At 68.9% G+C, this 16,595-nt stretch carries 15 protein-coding genes; 5 read left to right on the plus strand and 10 right to left on the minus strand.

Going from position 1 to position 16,595, the window contains the following annotated elements:
• Positions 1 to 7: 7 nt before the first annotated feature.
• From MRB58_RS19335 to MRB58_RS19375, 9 genes are all read right to left on the minus strand, one after another.
• A complete protein-coding gene (locus tag MRB58_RS19335) occupies positions 8 to 961 on the minus strand; it encodes a glutathione S-transferase family protein (protein WP_244778723.1) in 954 nt (317 codons plus the stop codon).
• Between the two features lie 12 nt (positions 962 to 973).
• Positions 974 to 2,323 carry an adenylate/guanylate cyclase domain-containing protein gene (locus MRB58_RS19340; RefSeq protein ID WP_244778724.1) on the minus strand — a complete coding sequence of 450 codons (1,350 nt, stop codon included), beginning with the start codon at positions 2,321 to 2,323 and terminating at the stop codon, positions 974 to 976.
• 143 nt (positions 2,324 to 2,466) lie between these two features.
• Positions 2,467 to 3,513 carry an FkbM family methyltransferase gene (locus tag MRB58_RS19345; protein ID WP_244778725.1) on the minus strand — a complete coding sequence of 349 codons (1,047 nt, stop codon included), beginning with the start codon at positions 3,511 to 3,513 and terminating at the stop codon, positions 2,467 to 2,469.
• A 7-nt stretch (positions 3,514 to 3,520) separates the two neighbouring features.
• On the minus strand, positions 3,521 to 4,957 hold the full coding sequence (locus tag MRB58_RS19350) for a homospermidine synthase (protein ID WP_244778726.1): 1,437 nt from the start codon (positions 4,955 to 4,957) through the stop codon (positions 3,521 to 3,523).
• Between the two features lie 152 nt (positions 4,958 to 5,109).
• On the minus strand, positions 5,110 to 6,294 hold the full coding sequence (locus MRB58_RS19355) for a diguanylate cyclase (protein WP_244778727.1): 1,185 nt from the start codon (positions 6,292 to 6,294) through the stop codon (positions 5,110 to 5,112).
• 81 nt (positions 6,295 to 6,375) lie between these two features.
• The gene (locus tag MRB58_RS19360) at positions 6,376 to 7,113 is read right to left on the minus strand and encodes a peptidase (RefSeq protein ID WP_244778728.1); all 738 of its coding nucleotides are present in this window, start codon (positions 7,111 to 7,113) and stop codon (positions 6,376 to 6,378) included.
• A 100-nt stretch (positions 7,114 to 7,213) separates the two neighbouring features.
• Positions 7,214 to 8,092, minus strand: a complete 879-nt coding sequence (locus MRB58_RS19365) for a transglutaminase family protein (protein WP_244778729.1) — start codon at positions 8,090 to 8,092, stop codon at positions 7,214 to 7,216.
• 6 nt (positions 8,093 to 8,098) lie between these two features.
• Positions 8,099 to 9,043: an alpha-E domain-containing protein gene (locus tag MRB58_RS19370; RefSeq protein ID WP_244778730.1), complete on the minus strand. Its 945-nt coding sequence runs from the start codon at positions 9,041 to 9,043 to the stop codon at positions 8,099 to 8,101.
• A 106-nt stretch (positions 9,044 to 9,149) separates the two neighbouring features.
• Positions 9,150 to 10,565: a circularly permuted type 2 ATP-grasp protein gene (locus MRB58_RS19375; RefSeq protein WP_244778731.1), complete on the minus strand. Its 1,416-nt coding sequence runs from the start codon at positions 10,563 to 10,565 to the stop codon at positions 9,150 to 9,152.
• 267 nt (positions 10,566 to 10,832) lie between these two features.
• Between MRB58_RS19375 and MRB58_RS19380 the strand changes: the two genes are divergently transcribed.
• Complete coding sequence (locus MRB58_RS19380; RefSeq protein WP_244778732.1) at positions 10,833 to 11,558, plus strand: TerC family protein; 726 nt, start codon at positions 10,833 to 10,835, stop codon at positions 11,556 to 11,558.
• Positions 11,559 to 11,618: 60 nt separating this feature from the next.
• Here MRB58_RS19380 and MRB58_RS19385 read toward each other — a convergent pair whose 3' ends face one another.
• The gene (locus MRB58_RS19385; RefSeq protein WP_244778733.1) at positions 11,619 to 12,119 is read right to left on the minus strand and encodes an META domain-containing protein; all 501 of its coding nucleotides are present in this window, start codon (positions 12,117 to 12,119) and stop codon (positions 11,619 to 11,621) included.
• A gap of 278 nt (positions 12,120 to 12,397) precedes the next feature.
• On the opposite strand from MRB58_RS19385, the gene nuoG reads away from it, so the two are divergent.
• The 4 genes from nuoG (at position 12,398) to MRB58_RS19405 (ending at position 16,582) form a co-directional block, all read left to right on the plus strand.
• Complete coding sequence (gene nuoG, locus MRB58_RS19390) at positions 12,398 to 14,488, plus strand: NADH-quinone oxidoreductase subunit NuoG (protein WP_244778734.1); 2,091 nt, start codon at positions 12,398 to 12,400, stop codon at positions 14,486 to 14,488.
• Positions 14,488 to 14,904, plus strand: coding sequence for an integron (locus MRB58_RS19395; RefSeq protein WP_244778735.1), 417 nt, complete (start codon positions 14,488 to 14,490; stop codon positions 14,902 to 14,904). The genes nuoG and MRB58_RS19395 overlap by 1 nt, the downstream gene beginning before the upstream one ends.
• 203 nt (positions 14,905 to 15,107) lie before the next feature.
• Positions 15,108 to 16,157, plus strand: a complete 1,050-nt coding sequence (gene nuoH / locus MRB58_RS19400) for an NADH-quinone oxidoreductase subunit NuoH (RefSeq protein WP_244782051.1) — start codon at positions 15,108 to 15,110, stop codon at positions 16,155 to 16,157.
• A complete protein-coding gene (locus MRB58_RS19405; protein ID WP_244778736.1) occupies positions 16,154 to 16,582 on the plus strand; it encodes a GFA family protein in 429 nt (142 codons plus the stop codon). The genes nuoH and MRB58_RS19405 overlap by 4 nt, the downstream gene beginning before the upstream one ends.
• Positions 16,583 to 16,595: the final 13 nt, after the last annotated feature.

The raw sequence follows: 16,595 nt of genomic DNA on the forward strand, positions 1-16,595 counted from the left end.
GGTCGCCTCAGCTGTAGTCGATATCCGGCCCGAGCGGGACGATTCCCGTCGGGTTTATCGATGGGTGGCTGGTATAATAATGCTGCTTGATGTGAAAATGGTTTGTCGTGTCGCCGAACCCGTCCGCCGCATAGAGCGCTTTCAGGTATCGCCACAGGTTTGGATAGTCCACGATTCGCCGCACGTTGCACTTGAAGTGCCCGTGGTACACCGGATCGAACCGCACCAAGGTCGTGAAGAGCCGGATGTCGGCTTCCGTCAGGCGGTCGCCGACGAGGTAGTCCTTGCCCTCGAGCCGCCCCTCCAGCCAGTCGAGACTGGCGAAGAGCTCCGTCACCGCGGCCTCGTAGGCGCGCTGGTGGCCGGCGAAGCCCGCCTTGTAGACGCCGTTGTTCACCGTGTCGTAGATGCGCGCGTTCACCGCGTCGATCTCCTCGCGCAGCGCCTCGGGGCGGTAGTCGCCCGCCTCGGCGCCGGCCTCGTCGAACGCGCAGCCCAGCATGCGGATCACCTCCGCGGACTCGTTGTTGACGATCGTCCCGCGCTCCTTGTCCCACAGCACGGGGACGGTCACGCGGCCGGTATAGTCCGGATCGGCCGCCTGGTAGACCTCGCGCAGGAAGCGGGCGTGCTTGATCATGTCGGGGATGACGCCGGGCCCGTCCTCGAAGGTCCAGCCGTCCTCGCCCATGTGCCAGTGCACGACGGACAGTCCGACCATGTCCTCCAGTCCCTTGAGGCGGCGCATGATGAGCGCGCGATGGGCCCACGGGCAGGCCAGCGCGACGTAGAGGTGGAAGCGCCCCGGTTCGGCCTTGAAGCCTCCCTCGCCGGTGGGGCCGGCACGGCCGTCGGCGGTCACCCAGCTGCGGAAGTTCGATGCCTTGCGCTTGAACTCGCCGTCGCTGTCGGCAAAGCCCGGCGCCCCGGTGCGCCAGGTCCCATTCAGCATGTAGCCCATCGTCCGTCCCCTCTATCCGAGCCTGACCAGATGGAGCGGGTCGGACACCCCGGCCACCGTCGCGGCCGGAATGTTCGTCCCCCGGCGCCGAAAGCCCTGCTGGCGGGCGAGAGCGTAGGTCTCGGCGGTGGTGAGCGCCATGGTCCCGGCGGTCTTGTTGTGCTTTTCGAGCTTCGCGGCAAGGTTCACGGCGCTGCCGATGACGGTGAACTCCAGCCGCCGCTCGGTACCGACGGTGGCGGCGACCACCGGGCCGGCCACCACCGCGCCGTTGATCGGCAGCGCCCGGTGCCCGTCCGCGGCGAGATCGCCCGACCAGCGCTCGGCCACGTCGACCACGGCGCCCAGCGCGGCCAGCGCGTCCGCCGCGGCGGTCGGCAGCGGGCTCACCGCACCGAAGGTCGCCATCACCCCGTCGCCCAGGAACTTGTCGATCACCCCGCCGTGACGCTCGATGATGGGGATCACCAGGCTCTGATAACGGGTCAGGATGCGCACCGTCTCGGCCGGGGCGAGGGTGGCGGCCAAGGGGGTGAAACCACGCAGGTCCAGCATCAGGATCGCCGCGTCCCGCGCCTCCGCGTCGCCCGCCATCGGCGCCGTGGCCCGGTCGGTGATCGCATCGGCGACGCCGGCCCCGAAGTAGCGCCGCATCTCGCGCGAGGCGGCCCCCTCCCGCACCGCCGTCAGAAGCGTGTAGCGCGCGCGGTAGAGCGTGGCGCCCAGCACCGCCGTCACGGCGATGATGCTGATGAGCTTGTCGGCCTCCGCGCCGATCAGGATGCCGTCGCCCTTCATGTAGGCGACGAACGAGCGGGTGATCGCGTCCGGTCCCATCTGCCAGATCGCCAGCGCCACGATGAGCGCCCAGCCGGCGAACGCCAGCACCCCCTGGGTGATGACGAAGCGCGGGTCGTACCGCAGCGCCCGCACCGCGATGAAGATGAAGATGTGGGTGAAGGTCGGCACCCGCAGCGAGAACGAGGCGGGCTGGTTGTAGCTCATGTGGAACTGCCACAGCAGGGAGTAGAGCAGGACGACGTCCGCCAGCATCGACAGGAGAAGGAACCACCCCGGCAGCCAGCCGCGGTAGGAGAGCACCAGGCGGACCATCGTGAAGATGAAGTAGCTGCCGAGCGCCCAGGGCACCGGCTCGTCCAGCATCGCCGCGTCGACCGGGCGCGGGGCCAGGAAATAGAGGACGGCGAAGGAGATCGTGAGGCCGAGCTGTACCCAGGAGATGGCCCGCTCGGAACGCAGCTCCTCCTGCTCCATCAGCGCGGCGATCCGCGGCGGCAGTCGCTCCATCTCGCTGGGCCGCAGCCCCAGGTGGGTGAAAAGGCTCGATCCGAGCGCGGACATGGCGCCGCCTCCGCTGGCTTTGGGGCCGTACTTCCTTCGGCCTATCAGGAGACGGTCAATTCACGATCGCGACAGGTTCGCGAAAGCGCGCCTGTGCCGCATGGCAGGGCGGGCGATCGCCGCGGCGTTCATGCCCCGACGGCTCAGACCAGGCGCGGGTTGCGCCAGCCCTGCACCCCGTCGACCGTCACCTCGCGGGTCGGGACCGAGAGGATCGCCGGCCGCTCGACCTCCAGCGTCCAGCCGGCGGCGGCGAAGGTCTCCATCACCGCGCCTTCGATCTCGCGGCTGTGGGTGCCGATGACGACGTAGGCCGCGGTGCGCGTCAGCGCCTCGATGCCGGCGGCGACGAGGTCCCGCTCGCCGCCCTGGATGTCGATGTGGACGAGGTCGAACCGGCCGTGCTCGGCGGCGAGCGCGTCGAACGCGATCATCGGCAGCTCGGTGTAGCGGCCGGTCTCGATCGCGGCGGCGTAGGCGTCCGGGTCGGTGGAGAAGACCGGGGCGAGGCCCCAGGTATCCTCGCCCGCCTGCTGCTGCGGAAACGCCGCGGTGCCGGACTGCGCGTGGGCGATGCCGTGGTGCAGCGTGAAGTCCTCGGCGGTGAAGCCGTTGGCCGCCAGCGTCTCCTCGGCGAGGCCGAAGTTGAAGCGGTCCCCCTCCACGCCGACGAGCCGCACCCGCTTGCCGGCGCGCCGTCCGACGACGCCGGTGATGTTCATCCAGCAGCCCCAGCCGCAGCCGAGCTCCAGCATGGTGAAGGTCTCGCCGGCGAGCTCGACGGCGCGGAGCGCGGCCGCGAACTCGGCCGTGTCGGCGTGCCAGTTGCTGGGGATCGGCGAGGCCTCGACCGGCGGGACCTGGGCGACGATGGCGCGGGGGATCACCTTCTCCGGCACCTTCACGCCGAAGGAGTTGACGCGCATCCCCTCCGCCGGGCCGCGCGCGGGGTCGACATGGCGCATCACCAGCGCCTCGCCGTCGAACACCTTGTTGTAGAACACGAACGGCGAGGGGGCGACCGGCGCCCCCAGCCTGCCCTGGAACTCGCCCGATTGCGCCAGGATGCCGACCAGCTCCGCCACCGAGGGGGTGGCGCGGAACTGCTCGACGACGCTCTCGTTCTCGGGCGGGCGCCCCAGCATCGCTTCGAAGACGCCGACGACGGCGTCGCGGTCCAGCACGGTCATCGCAGGCTCAGCGCACCAGGACGTTCTTGAACTGCCAGGGATCGGCGGTGTCGATATCGTCCGGGAAGAGGTGCGGGCGGCCGTCGATGGGCGTCCAGTCGGTGTAGTAGCCCTTCACCGGGCCGAGGTAGGGGAGCTGAACCTCGAGGCAGCGCGCGTGGTCCATCTCATCGGCCTCGACGATGCCGGCCTCGGGGTTCTCCAGCGCCCAGACCATGCCGGCCAGCACCGCCGACGTCACCTGTAGTCCGGTGGCGTTCTGGTAGGGCGCGATGCGGCGCGTCTCCTCGATGGAGAGCTGCGAGCCGTACCAGTAGGCGTTCTTGGCGTGGCCGTAGAGGAGTACGCCCAGCTCGTCGATGCCGTCGACGATCTCGTTCTCGTCGAGGATGTGCTTGACCGGCTGCGCATGGCCGCCGTTGCCGAACATCTCGTGCAGCGACAGCACCGCGTCGTTGGCCGGGTGGTAGGCGTAGTGGCAGGTGGGGCGATATTCCGGGTCGAGGCCTTCGCCGACGGTGAAGTAGTCGGCGATGGAGACGCTCTCGTTGTGCGTCACCAGGAAGCCGTACTGGGGGCCGGGCGTCGGGCACCAGGTGCGCACGCGCGTGTTGGCGCCGGGTTGCAAGAGGAAGCGTGCCGCGCGGCAGCCCGACCCTTCGGGCTGGACGCACATGTTGTCCGGCATCCAGGCCTCGTGCGTGCCCCAGCCGAGCTCGGCCGGCTGCAATCCCTCGGAGATGAAGCCCTCGACCGACCAGGTGTTCCAGAACGCGTCCATGGGCTTGGGTGCCTTGGCGCGCTGCGTGTCGCGCTCGGCGATGTGGACGCCTTTCACGCCGACGCTTTGCATCAGCTTCGCCCAGCCCTCGCGCGTCGTCGGCGCCTCGGTCGCGTGGCCGAGCTCCTTCGCCAGGTCCATCAGGCCCTGCTTGACGAACCAGGAGACCATGCCGGGATTGGCGCCGCAGCAGGAGACCGCGGTGGTGCCGCCCGGGTTGGCGCGCTTCTCGCGCCGCACCGTCTCGCGCAGGTGGTAGTTGGTGCGCGTCTCGGGCTTGGCGTTCTCGTCGAAGTAGAAGCCGGGCCACGGCTCGACCACGGTGTCGATGTAGAGGACGCCGAGCTCGCGGGTGAGCTTCAGGAGGTCGAGCGAAGAGGTGTCGACCGAGAGGTTGACGCAGAAGCCCTGGCCCTCGCCCTTTGTGAGGAGCGGGGTCAGCACCTCGCGGTAGTTCTCGGGCGTGATGGCGAGCTGGATGAACTCGATGCCGCGCTCGTCCAGCAGCCGCTTGTCGGCGTCGGACGGGTCGATCACCACGAGCCGGCTCTTGTCGTACTCGAAGTGGCGCTCGATGAGCGGCAGCGTTCCCCGCCCGATGGAGCCGAACCCGATCATGACGATGGGGCCGGTGATGGTGCCGTGGATCGGCCAGTCGCTCATGAATATCTCCCGCATCTTTGAGGGCGGGACTTAATGCATAAGCGCCGGCCTGGGAACGACCGTTCGTGGCAAAGATGCTCGCGAGCACGAATGAGGCGCGCCGCGCCCGCTCGGCGGCCGGGCGCCGGAGCCGGCTGCCGGCGGCGCGCCGGTCAGGCGGTGGCGACGGCGTGCAGGTCGGCTCGGCGGGGAGTCCCGGCCGTCGGGCCGGCGATCTCGCCGACCGTCGCGGCGGGAGCGGGGCGCACCGTGGTGTCGATCACGGTCTGCGCGGGGGGGAAGACGGTGCCGGGAACGTCGTTGGCCGTGGCGGCGTAGAGCTGCCCCTCGGCATCGGCCTCGACCTCGCCGGGAGCGAGCGTTCCGCTCACCTCGGCGCAACCGATCGAGACGGTGAGGGCGAAGTCCGGCCGGGTGCGCCTGATCGCGGCGTCGATCGCGTCCTGCACGCGCCGCGCGACGGGGAGCGAGTGGAAGAGGTTGGCGTGGGGCAGGATCAGCGCGAAGCGGTCCTCCTCGATGGGGGTGCACACGTCCGAATCGCGCGTCGCCTCGGTGATCGCGGCGGCGGCGACGGCGCGGATCCGGTCCCACTCCTGCGCCGACATCGACCGGCGCAGCGCCGCCGCACCGTCGATCGCGATCATCAGGCAGGTATATTCCTGGCCGAGGCGCTGATACTGGCTCCACTGCTCTTCCAAGTGCTGGCGGAAGGCGGTACGCGGCACGGTGCCGGTGAGCGAGTGGAAGAGGCGCTCCTTGCGGCGTCGGCGGGAGGCTTTGGCGCGGCGGGTCTCGTTGGCGAGCGTCAGGCCGAAGACCAGCGTGCCGAGAGCGGTCCAGAAGGCGATCGAGCTGAGCGATTCGAGGTCGATCTCACCGGCCGGCAGCAGGATCGAGGGCAGGAGCGTCAACGGCGCCAGGACCGCCGAGATGCAGACGGCCCGCTTGTCGATCGGCCACTCGAGCGCCATCCAGATGGCGAGCACCGTCAGGCCGACGAGGACCGGCGCGACGATGGCGAGAAGGTCGGCCATCAATGTGGGGCTTTCGGAGAAAATCGCGACCAGCATCGGCGCGGGCAGCACCACGGCGGCGGTGATCGGCCCGCCGTAGAGCGTGGAGACGAGGAGGAGGGGCGTGTCGACGTCGATCGCGAAGGCGCCGACCTCGAGCGGGGCGATCTGCAACGCGGTGACCACGACGGCGATCAACGTGCCGGAGACGGCCTGACGCAACGGGCCGCCGCCGAACCGGTCGAAGACGAGACCGAGCACGAAGGCGCAAACGATGTAGATGCTGGCGGACAGCATCAGTTGCTGGAACGCGCCGATCATCGGACAGCTCCCCGCTCGGATCGCTAACAGGTCCGCGCGATAGTGGCCGCCGACGCTGGTCCCTGGCTGGGGCCGTGGGCCTCAGTAGCCGTAGGGCGGGTCCGGAATCGACAGGTGCGCCTCGCGCAGGGCGTTCGACCAGGAGTCGCGCACGTGGGCGAAGTAGGGGTCGTGCTCGGTGATGCGCACGTTGACCGTGCAGGCCAGCGCATCGCGCGGCAGGATCATCGCGTCGAGCGGCATGCCGACGGCGAGGTTGGAGCGGATCGTCGAGTCCATCGAGATGAGGGCGATCTTCAACGCCTCGTCGAGCGGGGTCTCGAACGCGACCGAGCGGTCGATGATGGGCTTGCCGTACTTGTGCTCGCCGATCTGCAGGAAGGGCGTGTCCTCGGTCGATTCTAGGAAGTTGCCGGCGCGGTAGATCATGAAGAGGCGCAGGCGCCGCTCGCCGATCTGGCCAGCGACGAGGAGCGAGCAGTCGAACCCGCTGCCGTCCTGGGAGAGGGCCTCGGCGTCGCGCTCGCGCACGGTCCGCACCGCGCGCCCGGCGAACTGCGCCATCTCGAACATGGAGGGGATGGTGTAGAGGGTCTGCACGTCGCCGTCCGGTCCCGGCAGACCCTCCAGCATGTGGTTCACCACCGCCTGGGTGACGGCGAGGTTGCCGGCGGTGGAGATCGCCACGACGCGCTCGCCCGGCACCTCGAAGATCTGCAGCTTGCGGAAGGTGGCGATATTGTCGACCCCGGCGTTGGTGCGGGTGTCGCCGACCATCACGAGGCCTTTGCGCAGGAGGAGGCCGACACAGTAGGTCATCGCGGGCATCCGTTGGGGCTCGAAGGTTGGGCCGCGTGATCTAACCCAAGTCCGCCGCGAACCCTAGCGCGATATTGTGCAGGCTGGCGCCGGGCTCGCGTCAGTCCATGGACTGGGACTGGCTCCCGCCGGGTCCGCTCTGCGTCTGGCGCTGCCGCCCGCTCGGCCCGAACACGCAGTCGACGGTGACCGTGACGTCGAGGACTTCGCCCAGACCGCCGTAGATCGCGCCGCGCAGCGGGGACGCGCTCATCGTGTCGAGACCGACGGCGAGGCGGACATAATGGTCGGTGCCGCACATGCCGACGGTCGGGTCGAAGGAGACCCAGCCGAGATCGGGCAGGTGGATCTCGGCCCAGGCGTGGCTTTCGTGCATCGCCCGCGGACGGCCCTCGACGTACTGGTAGCCGGATACGTAGCGGGCGGGCAGGCCGTCGACACGGGCGGCCGCGATGAGAATGTGGGTGAGGTCCTGGCACACGCCGAGCCCGGATTCCAGCGCGGCCGAGGCGGTGGTCGCGGCGGTGGTGCGACCGGTCTCGTAGGTCATCGATTCGAAGACCATGGTGTTGATCGCGTGCGCCCGGTCGAGCGGCGCGCCGCCGGACTTGGCCCGCGCGGCCGCGGCGAGGTCGCGGATCGCGTCGTCCGGCTCGGTGAGCGGGGTGTTGCGCAGGTAGACCCCGACGGGGAGCCGCTCGGGCGTGCCGGTGACGACGCCGTTGGTCGGCTCGGTGTCGACCGTGCCGGTGGCGGTGATGGTGAGGTTCTCGCCCGGCGACAGGACCGAGAAGGTGTGGACGAGGTTGCCGAAGGCATCCTCCGACCGGCGCAGCGCCGCGTCACCCGAAACGTCGATCCGCCAGGACCGCACCGTCTGGTTGGCGGTCGAGGCCGGCGTCAGGCGCAACAACTCGATGACCGAGTTCGGCGCCTCGTCGTAGCGGTAGTCGGTCTCGTGGCAGATCGAAAGTCGCATAGGCTCCTAGCGCAGGTACTGGGCTTCGATGGTCTCGGACAGCGAGTTGTTCTCCCGGATCGCCCGCTGCAGGAATTCGTGCAGCCCCTCCCGATACATGGCGTCGACCGACGAGTTGGCGAGCCTGGCGTGATAGGCGCGGCCGGCTCGCTGCGAGGGGCCCTGGCGCCCGTAATCGTTGGCGAGATCGTCCAGGAAGTCGAGCGTGAACTTGGCGCAGTTGGCGATGGAGCGTGGCAGCTCTTTGCGCAACGTCAAGAGCTCGGCGACGCGCCAGGGCCGCAAGCTGTCGCGGAAGACCCACTGATAAGCCGTCAGCGCCGAGGCGCCGCGCAGGATCGAGGACCACTGGAAATAGTCCAGCCCGCCGCCGACGGGGTCCGTCTCCGGCAGCAGCACGTGGTACTTCACGTCGAGGATGCGGGCGGTGGCGTCGCCGCGCTCGATGTAGGTGCCGAGGCGGAAGAAGGCGTGCGCGTCGGTGCGCAGCATGGTGCGGAAGGCCGAGCCGTCGAACTTCAGGCACGCCGCCTTCACCCCGTCGAGGAACTCGGTCAGCTGGCGGGGCGACAATTTCTCGTTCTTGTAGCGGCGCAGGTCGAGCCAGGCGTCGTTGATCGCCTCCCACATCTCGCGCGTGATGGCGGTGCGCACCGCGCGGGCGGAGCGCCGGGCGACGGCGATGCAGGAGTAGATCGACGACGGGTTGTCCGCATCGAAGGCGAGGAACTGAATGACGTTGTTGCGGGTCGCTTCGTCGTACCGTTCGCGGAAGAGATACTCGCCGCCGGTGGCGATCATCGCCGATTCCCACTCGTTGGTGGTGCCGCCGTAGGTGGAGGGCAGCGCGGAGAGGCGGGAGGCGACGTCGAGGATGCGGGCGGTGTTCTCGGCGCGTTCGGCGTAGCGGGCGAGCCAAAAGAGGTCGTTGGCAACGCGCGACAGAAGCATCAGGCAAGCTCCGAAAAGATGGGGGACCGCTGGGGGCGTGGGGCGAGCGGACCGGCGCGGCGCAGGTCGGGGCGTCTCGGGCCGGGGCGTCTCGGGCCGGGCTCGCTCATGCCAGCACCCAGGTGTCTTTGGTGCCGCCGCCCTGCGACGAGTTGACCACCAGCGATCCCTCCTTCAGCGCGACGCGCGTCAGGCCGCCGGCGACGGTCTTGATGCCCTTGGATCCGAACAGCACGAAGGGGCGCAGGTCCACGTGCCGCGGCGCGATGCCGCTTTCCACGAAGGTGGGGCAGGTGGACAGGGCGAGGGTCGGCTGGGCGATGAACTCGTCCGGGTCCGCCTTCAGCTTGGCGCGGAACTCCTCGATCTGCTCCTTGGTGGCGGCGGGGCCGACGAGCATGCCGTAGCCGCCCGAGCCCGACACCGTCTTCACCACCAGCTCGGGCAGATGGTCGAGAACGTGCTTCAGCGCCTCCGGCTCACGGCAGCGCCAGGTCGGCACGTTCTTCAGGATCGGCTCCTCGCCGAGATAGAACTTAATGATCTCGGGAACGTAGGTGTAGACTGCCTTGTCGTCGGCGACGCCGGTGCCCATCGCGTTGGCGACCGTGACGTTGCCGGCGCGGAAGGCGGACAGGAGACCCGGCACGCCCAGCACCGAATCGGGACGGAAGGCGAGGGGGTCGAGGAAGTCGTCGTCGAGGCGGCGGTAGATCACGTCGACGCGCATCGCGCCCTCGGTGGTGCGCATGTAGACGACGTCGTCGCGCACGAAGAGGTCGCGCCCCTCGACCAGTTCCACGCCGAGGCGGTCGGCGAGGAAGGTGTGCTCGTAGAAGGCCGAATTGTACTGGCCCGGCGTCAGGATCACCACGTTCGGCTCGCGCATCGCAGTGCGCGGCGCGATCGACTGCAGCGTGTCGAGCAGCTCGTTGGGGTACTGCTCGACCGGCTGGATGACGTGCTCGGAGAAGAGGTCGGGGAAGATGCGCATCGTCACCTCCCGGTTCTCCAGCATGTAGGAGACCCCCGACGGCGTGCGCAGGTTGTCTTCCAGAACGTAGAAGGTGTCGGCGTCGACGCGCACGATGTCGATTCCGCACACCGGGGTGTAGATGTCGTGCGGCACCTTCACGCCGACCATTTCGGGCCGATAGTACGTGTTCTGGTAGACCAGCTCCTGCGGGATGACGCCGGCCTTGATGATCTCGCCGGCGCCGTAGATGTCGGCCAGGAACATGTTCAGCGCTTTGACGCGCTGCTCCAGCCCGCGCGACATGGCGGCCCACTCGGCCGAGGTCAGCACACGCGGCACCAGGTCGAAGGGGATCAGCCGCTCCTCGGCGTCCTGCTGGCCGTAGACGGCGAAGGTGATGCCGATGCGTCGGAAGAGCATCTCCGCCTCGCGCGAGCGCGCCTTGAGCGCCTCGGGCGTGACCCCGTCGAGCCAGGACTTGATGATCTCGTAGGCCGGCCGCGTGGTGTCGCCGGTGCCGTTCATCTCGTCGAAGAAATCAGCCATATGTCTTTCGCGTCAGGGTGAGACTTGAACCGTGGCCGCGGCCGTTTGTTAAATCAAGTGTAGTGCGAGTTTCATTGTTGTGCAGTGGGCACGGGCGATCGTCGTGGCATCGACGTGCCGGCTCGGTGACGATGCGTGCCCGCGCGGGGCCGCTCGTCACGCGCGATTTCTCGTCCGCCGAGTTGCATGGGCGGGGATCGCGTGGGCAACGTCGCGCGTTGGCGATGCAATGCGCGGCGCTGGTGCCGGTGCGACGAGACGAGGCCTATGGAGCTTTTGACCGACCCCGCCGTGTGGGCGAGCTTTGCCACACTCGTCGTCCTCGAGATCGTGCTCGGGGTCGACAACGTGATATTCATTTCCATCGTATCGAACCGCCTGCCGGAGGCGCAGCGCGGCAAGGCGCGCCGCATCGGCCTCATCGGCGCGCTGGTGCTGCGGATCCTGCTGCTGGCGTCGATCGCCTGGATCGTGTCGCTGTCGCAGCCGTTCGTCGAGATCGGCGGGTTCGGCCTGTCCTGGCGTGACGTGATCCTGATCGCGGGCGGCCTCTTCCTGATCTACAAGGCCGCCACCGAGATCCATGCCGAGGTCGAGGGCGAGGAGCACCACGAGGCGGCCGGTGCAGTGCGGGCCGGCATGGCGAGCGTGATCGGCCAGATCATGCTGCTCGACCTCGTCTTCTCGATCGATTCGGTGATCACGGCCGTCGGCGTCGCGGACCACCTGGAGGTGATGGTCGCGGCCGTCGTCATCGCGGTGGCGGTGATGATGGTGGCGGCCGGGCCCATCGCCGCGTTCGTCGCGCGCCACCCGTCGACCAAGATGCTGGCGCTCGCCTTTCTGGTGATGATCGGCATGGCGCTGGTGGCCGACGGCCTACACTATCACATCGAGCGTGGCTTCATTTACGCGGCGATGGTGTTCGGCGGCTTCGTCGAGGTGTTGAACCTGCTGCGGGGCCGCGGTGTGAAGCGGCTGCGCGGTATCTGACCGGCCGCATCGCGCGGCGCTCGCGGGTACCCCACGCAAGGGGCGCCCGCGAGCAGAGGCTCAGTAGCGGCGGTAGCGCAGGCGAGGCGTGCCGCGCGTGCTGAGGATGATGGTGTCGTTCTCGCCGGCCGCGACGCTGTCGACCCGGCGCAGCGCGTTGAGGATCTGCTCCTCCAGCGAGGCGCCGCGCTCGCAATATTTCTTCGTGCTGACGATATCCTGGATGATGATCTCCGAGCCGCGGCGCGCGTAGCGGGCGCTGAAGTTGTTGCACACCGCCTGGCCGGCGAGGCGGCTGTCGCTCTCGAAGTTGATCGTCGCGGTCTTGCGCGCCCAGTCGGGCAGCGTCTCGCGGTCGAGCGCGACAAGGCGCCACGAACCCTGGAGGTCGAACCGGCCGGGCTTGTGCTGCCCCTTGTCCTTCACCTGCTCGACTGTGGTAGCGGCGGCGGGGGCCGAACCGCTCCGGTTCAGCGGCGCGGCGTTCGGGGCTCCGACCATCGCCGCCGTCATCAGCGCGACCGCCGCGAGGGCGGCGAAGGGGCGGTGGGAAATTTTCATGGACGCGTCTCCGTTTCTGGCGCCGGGGGATGATCGGCGGCGCGGTCGTGGGGTCATCGACCGCGCGGGCGAGGTTGGCAACATCCGAGATAGGATGAAACCCCATGATGCGACCGCGGCGATGCCCGGCGCCGGCCTCGGTCGGCCGCCCGGATGTCCAGTTTAGCCTTAGTTCAATGTGGAAGGCGTTGCCGTGGCGAGCATTTTGGGTGATGACGGGGTCGCCGCGCGGGGATAGACCTCGGGCGCGCGGCACGACGCGAGTGGTGTGAGGACCTATGGCCAATCTGATCATCGACGGTGAAGAGATCGAGGTGCCCGATCACTACACGCTGCTCCAGGCGTGCGAGGCGGCCGGCGCCGAGATCCCCCGCTTCTGTTTCCACGAGCGGCTGTCGATCGCGGGCAACTGCCGGATGTGTCTGGTGCAGGTGGTCGGCGGGCCGCCCAAGCCGGTGGCGTCCTGCGCGATGGGCGTCAAGGACCTGCGCCCCGGCCGCGACGGCACCCCGCCGACGATCAACACCAACACCGAGTTCGTGAAGAAGGCGCGGGAAGGGGTGATGGAGTTCCTCCTCATCAACCACCCGCTCGACTGTCCGATCTGCGACCAGGGCGGCGAATGCGACCTGCAGGACCAGGCGATGGCCTACGGCGTCTCCGGCTCCCGCTTCGCCGAGAACAAGCGCGCCGTCGAGGACAAGCACATCGGCCCGCTGGTCAAGACGATCATGAACCGGTGCATCCAGTGCACCCGGTGCGTGCGCTTCGTGACCGAGGTGGCGGGGGTGCCCGACCTCGGCGCCATCGGCCGCGGCGAGGACATGGAGATCACCACCTACCTCGAGAGCGCGATGCGTTCCGAGCTGCAAGGCAACGTGATCGACCTCTGCCCGGTCGGCGCGCTGACCTCCAAGCCCTACGCCTTCCAGGCCCGCCCGTGGGAGCTGACCAAGACCGAGACGATCGACGCGATGGACGCCGTCGGCTCCAACATCCGGGTCGACGTGCGCGGCCGCGAGGTGATGCGCATCCTGCCGCGCACCAACGACGCGGTGAACGAGGAGTGGATCTCCGACAAGTCGCGCTTCGTCTGGGACGGCCTCAAGACCCAGCGGCTCGACCGCCCCTACGTGAAGGAGAACGGCCGGCTGCGCCCCGCCTCCTGGCGCGAGGCGTTCAGGGCCATCGCCGCCAAGGTCGAGGCGTCGCCCAAGGACCGCATCGCCGCGCTCGGCGGCGAGCTGGCGACCGCCGAGGAGCTGTTCGCGCTGAAGGACCTGATGGGGCGCCTGGGCGTCGCCTCGGTCGACTGCCGGACCGACGGCGTGCCGCTGGACCCGGCCGTCGGCCGCGCCTCCTACCTCTTCAATCCGACGATCGCCGGCCTGGCGGAGGCGGACGCGGTGCTGATCATCGGCGCCAACCCGCGCTGGGACGCGCCGATCGTCAACACCAGACTGCGCCAGGCGTGGGTCCGCAACCGGGCCAGGATCGGCCTGATCGGCGAGCGCGTGGACCTCACCTATCCCTACCAGTACCTCGGTGCCGGCGGCGCGACGCTGAAGGACCTCGGCGACTTCCGTGACGTGCTGGCGAACGCCGAGCGCCCGGTCGTCATCATCGGCCAGGCCGCGCTGACCCGCGAGGACGGGGCGGCTGCGCTGGCGGCCGCCGCGCAGCTGGCGCAGGACGTCGGCGCGGTCAAGGACGGGTGGAACGGCTTCGGCGTCCTGCACACGGCGGCCTCGCGCGTCGGCGGGCTCGACGTCGGCTGCGTTCCGGGTCCCGGCGGCAAGACCGGCAAGGAGATCCTCACCGCGGGCCGCTCGTTCGACCTCGACGTCCTCTTCCTCATGGGCGTCGACGAGATGGACGAGCGCAATCTCGAGGCGCCGTTCGTCGTCTACATCGGCACCCACGGGGATCGCGGTGCGCACATCGCCGACGTGATCCTCCCGGGCGCGGCCTATACCGAGAAGTCGGGCACCTACGTCAACATGGAAGGGCGGCCGCAGCGGCTGACCCGCGCGGCCTTCGCACCGGGCGACGCGCGCGAGGACTGGGCGATCCTGCGCGCCCTGTCGGCCGAGCTGGGCGCCCGGCTCCCTTACGACAATTTCGCCGCGCTGCACCGCGCGATGGTGGACAACGCGCCCTTCCTGGGTCTCTACGACCGTCTCGCACCGGCCGACCCCGCCGCCGTCGGCGCGCTGACCGGGGCTGCCGGCGGGATCGACGATGCGCCGTTCATCAACCCGATGCGGCAGTTCCATCTGACGAACCCGATCGCCCGCGCCTCCAAGGTGATGGCCGAGTGCGCCAAGCTGTGGGCCGAGGAACAATTCGTCAGCGTGGCGGCCGAATAGTGCGCCACGCCGCGATCCTCGTCGGCGCGGCGGTGACGCTGGCGGCGCTCGCCGTCGCCGCCGTCCCGGTGGCGCTCGCGCAGGCGGCGATGCTCAGTGTGCGGGTCGGCACGGTGGACGAGGAGATCGACTCCTGCCCCGGCCTCGGCCGCGTCACCGGGTTGAACCCCGCCGGCGACAATTTCCTCGCCGTGCGGGCCGGACCCGGCACGGGCTATCCGATCGTCGACCGGCTGCACACCGGCGACCTCCTCAACCTGTGCGAGAGAGTGGCCGACTGGGAAGGGGTGGTGTATCCTCCGTCCGGCAGCTCGTCGGATTGCGGCGTCGATACGCCTCTGCCGCTGCAGGATTATTCCGGACCATGTCGGTCGGGCTGGGTCTTCACCCGCTTCGTCGACGTGATCGCAGGGTGATCGTGGAGTGATCGTGCGGCGATCGCGGCGCGGCAGGGACCACCTGCGGCACCGCCGACCGGCGCTATGGTGCCGGACGAGATGACGGGACGCCGGCGACGGTGCCCCGGGCGTGACCGGATCGTCTTGCAAGATGCACGGCGACGGTTCAGGACAACTGCGATCGAGTTGGACGACTCGGGCTGGACGACTAGGGATCGATGATGCCGGACTTTTGGAGCACCTACGTACTGACGCCGCTCATCATCGCGCTGCAGAGCGTGGTGATGATGGTGGTGCTGCTGATCATCATCGCCTACGCGCTGTTGGCCGACCGCAAGATCTGGGCGGCAGTCCAGCTGCGTCGCGGCCCCAACGTCGTCGGCGCCTTCGGCCTCTTCCAGTCCTTCGCCGACCTCTTGAAGTTCGCGCTGAAGGAACCGGTCATCCCGGCGGGCGCCGATCGCATCGTCTTCCTCCTCGCCCCGCTGGTGACGACGGCGCTGGCGCTGACGGCCTGGGTCGTGGTCCCGGTGGCCGACGGATGGGTCATCGCCGACCTCAACGTCGGCATCCTCTTCGTGCTGGCGATCTCCTCGCTCGGCGTCTACGGCGTCATCATGGGCGGCTGGGCGTCGAACTCGAAGTACCCCTTCCTGGGCGCGCTGCGCTCCTCGGCGCAGATGATCTCGTACGAGGTGTCGATCGGCCTCGTCATCATCACGGTCCTCCTGTGCGTCGGCTCGCTGAACCTCACGGCCATCGTCGCCGCGCAGGAGACCGGCCTCGCCACCATGCTCGGCGTGCCCTGGCTGTCGATCCTGAACTGGTACTGGCTGCCGCTGCTGCCGATGTTCGTGATCTTCTTCATCTCCGCCCTGGCGGAAACCAACCGTCCGCCGTTCGATCTGCCGGAGGCCGAGTCCGAGCTCGTCGCCGGCTTCATGGTCGAGTACGGCTCCACCCCGTACATGATGTTCATGCTGGGCGAGTACGTCTCGATCGGCCTCATGTGCGCGCTCACGACGATCCTCTTCATGGGCGGCTGGCTGCCCCCGCTCGACGTGGCGCCCTTCACCTGGATCCCGGGCGTCATCTGGTTCGTGCTGAAGTGCTTCGCGGTGTTCTTCATGTTCGCGATGGTGAAGGCGATCGTGCCGCGCTACCGGTACGACCAGCTCATGCGGCTCGGCTGGAAGGTCTTCCTTCCCACCTCGCTCGGTGCCGTGGTGGTCGTCGCGCTGGTCCTCAAAATCACGGGTTGGCGGGGGTGAAGCCGCTCACGGGAGAGTGCCCCTGCGGTGCCCTCTCGTTCAGCGCTCGCGTTCCGGCTGTCTGGACCGTCTACTGCCACTGCAACGAATGTCGCTATAGCGCCGGCGCGCCGGTCTCGCTCTGGGTCGGGTTCCCGAGCCGGAGCGTCGACGTGTCCGGCCCGACGCTGTGGCGCCCCGGCCTCTCGCTCGACGTGACCCGCGGCTTCTGCGGTCTGTGCGGCGCGGCGGCCCTCTACCGCGACCGCTCGATGCTGGCGGACGAGACCTACCTCAACGGCGCGCTGGCACACGATCCCCTGCGCCTCGATCCGGCCGGCCACGCCTTCTGGAGCGAGCGCGTCTCGTTCTACCTGTGCGGCGACGAGCTGCCCAAATGGGACACTTATTCGCGCGCCCGGCGCGACCGGCTCATCCTTATTTGATCGTCACATTTGG

This window comes from Acuticoccus sp. I52.16.1, assembly GCF_022865125.1.
Taxonomy (GTDB): Bacteria; Pseudomonadota; Alphaproteobacteria; order Rhizobiales; family Amorphaceae; genus Acuticoccus.

What these genes read in the sequence shown, in the direction of transcription:
- MRB58_RS19375 (WP_244778731.1), bottom strand. Translation starts at nt 10,565, where the DNA reads ATGGCTGATTTCTTCGACGAGATGAACGGCACCGGCGACACCACGCGG.
- MRB58_RS19365 (WP_244778729.1), bottom strand. Translation starts at nt 8,092, where the DNA reads ATGCGACTTTCGATCTGCCACGAGACCGACTACCGCTACGACGAGGCG.
- MRB58_RS19340 (WP_244778724.1), bottom strand. Translation starts at nt 2,323, where the DNA reads ATGTCCGCGCTCGGATCGAGCCTTTTCACCCACCTGGGGCTGCGGCCC.
- nuoG (WP_244778734.1), top strand. Translation starts at nt 12,398, where the DNA reads ATGGCCAATCTGATCATCGACGGTGAAGAGATCGAGGTGCCCGATCAC.
- MRB58_RS19380 (WP_244778732.1), top strand. Translation starts at nt 10,833, where the DNA reads ATGGAGCTTTTGACCGACCCCGCCGTGTGGGCGAGCTTTGCCACACTC.
- MRB58_RS19385 (WP_244778733.1), bottom strand. Translation starts at nt 12,119, where the DNA reads ATGAAAATTTCCCACCGCCCCTTCGCCGCCCTCGCGGCGGTCGCGCTG.
- MRB58_RS19350 (WP_244778726.1), bottom strand. Translation starts at nt 4,957, where the DNA reads ATGAGCGACTGGCCGATCCACGGCACCATCACCGGCCCCATCGTCATG.
- nuoH (WP_244782051.1), top strand. Translation starts at nt 15,108, where the DNA reads ATGCCGGACTTTTGGAGCACCTACGTACTGACGCCGCTCATCATCGCG.
- MRB58_RS19345 (WP_244778725.1), bottom strand. Translation starts at nt 3,513, where the DNA reads ATGACCGTGCTGGACCGCGACGCCGTCGTCGGCGTCTTCGAAGCGATG.
- MRB58_RS19355 (WP_244778727.1), bottom strand. Translation starts at nt 6,294, where the DNA reads ATGATCGGCGCGTTCCAGCAACTGATGCTGTCCGCCAGCATCTACATC.
- MRB58_RS19370 (WP_244778730.1), bottom strand. Translation starts at nt 9,043, where the DNA reads ATGCTTCTGTCGCGCGTTGCCAACGACCTCTTTTGGCTCGCCCGCTAC.
- MRB58_RS19360 (WP_244778728.1), bottom strand. Translation starts at nt 7,113, where the DNA reads ATGACCTACTGTGTCGGCCTCCTCCTGCGCAAAGGCCTCGTGATGGTC.
- MRB58_RS19335 (WP_244778723.1), bottom strand. Translation starts at nt 961, where the DNA reads ATGGGCTACATGCTGAATGGGACCTGGCGCACCGGGGCGCCGGGCTTT.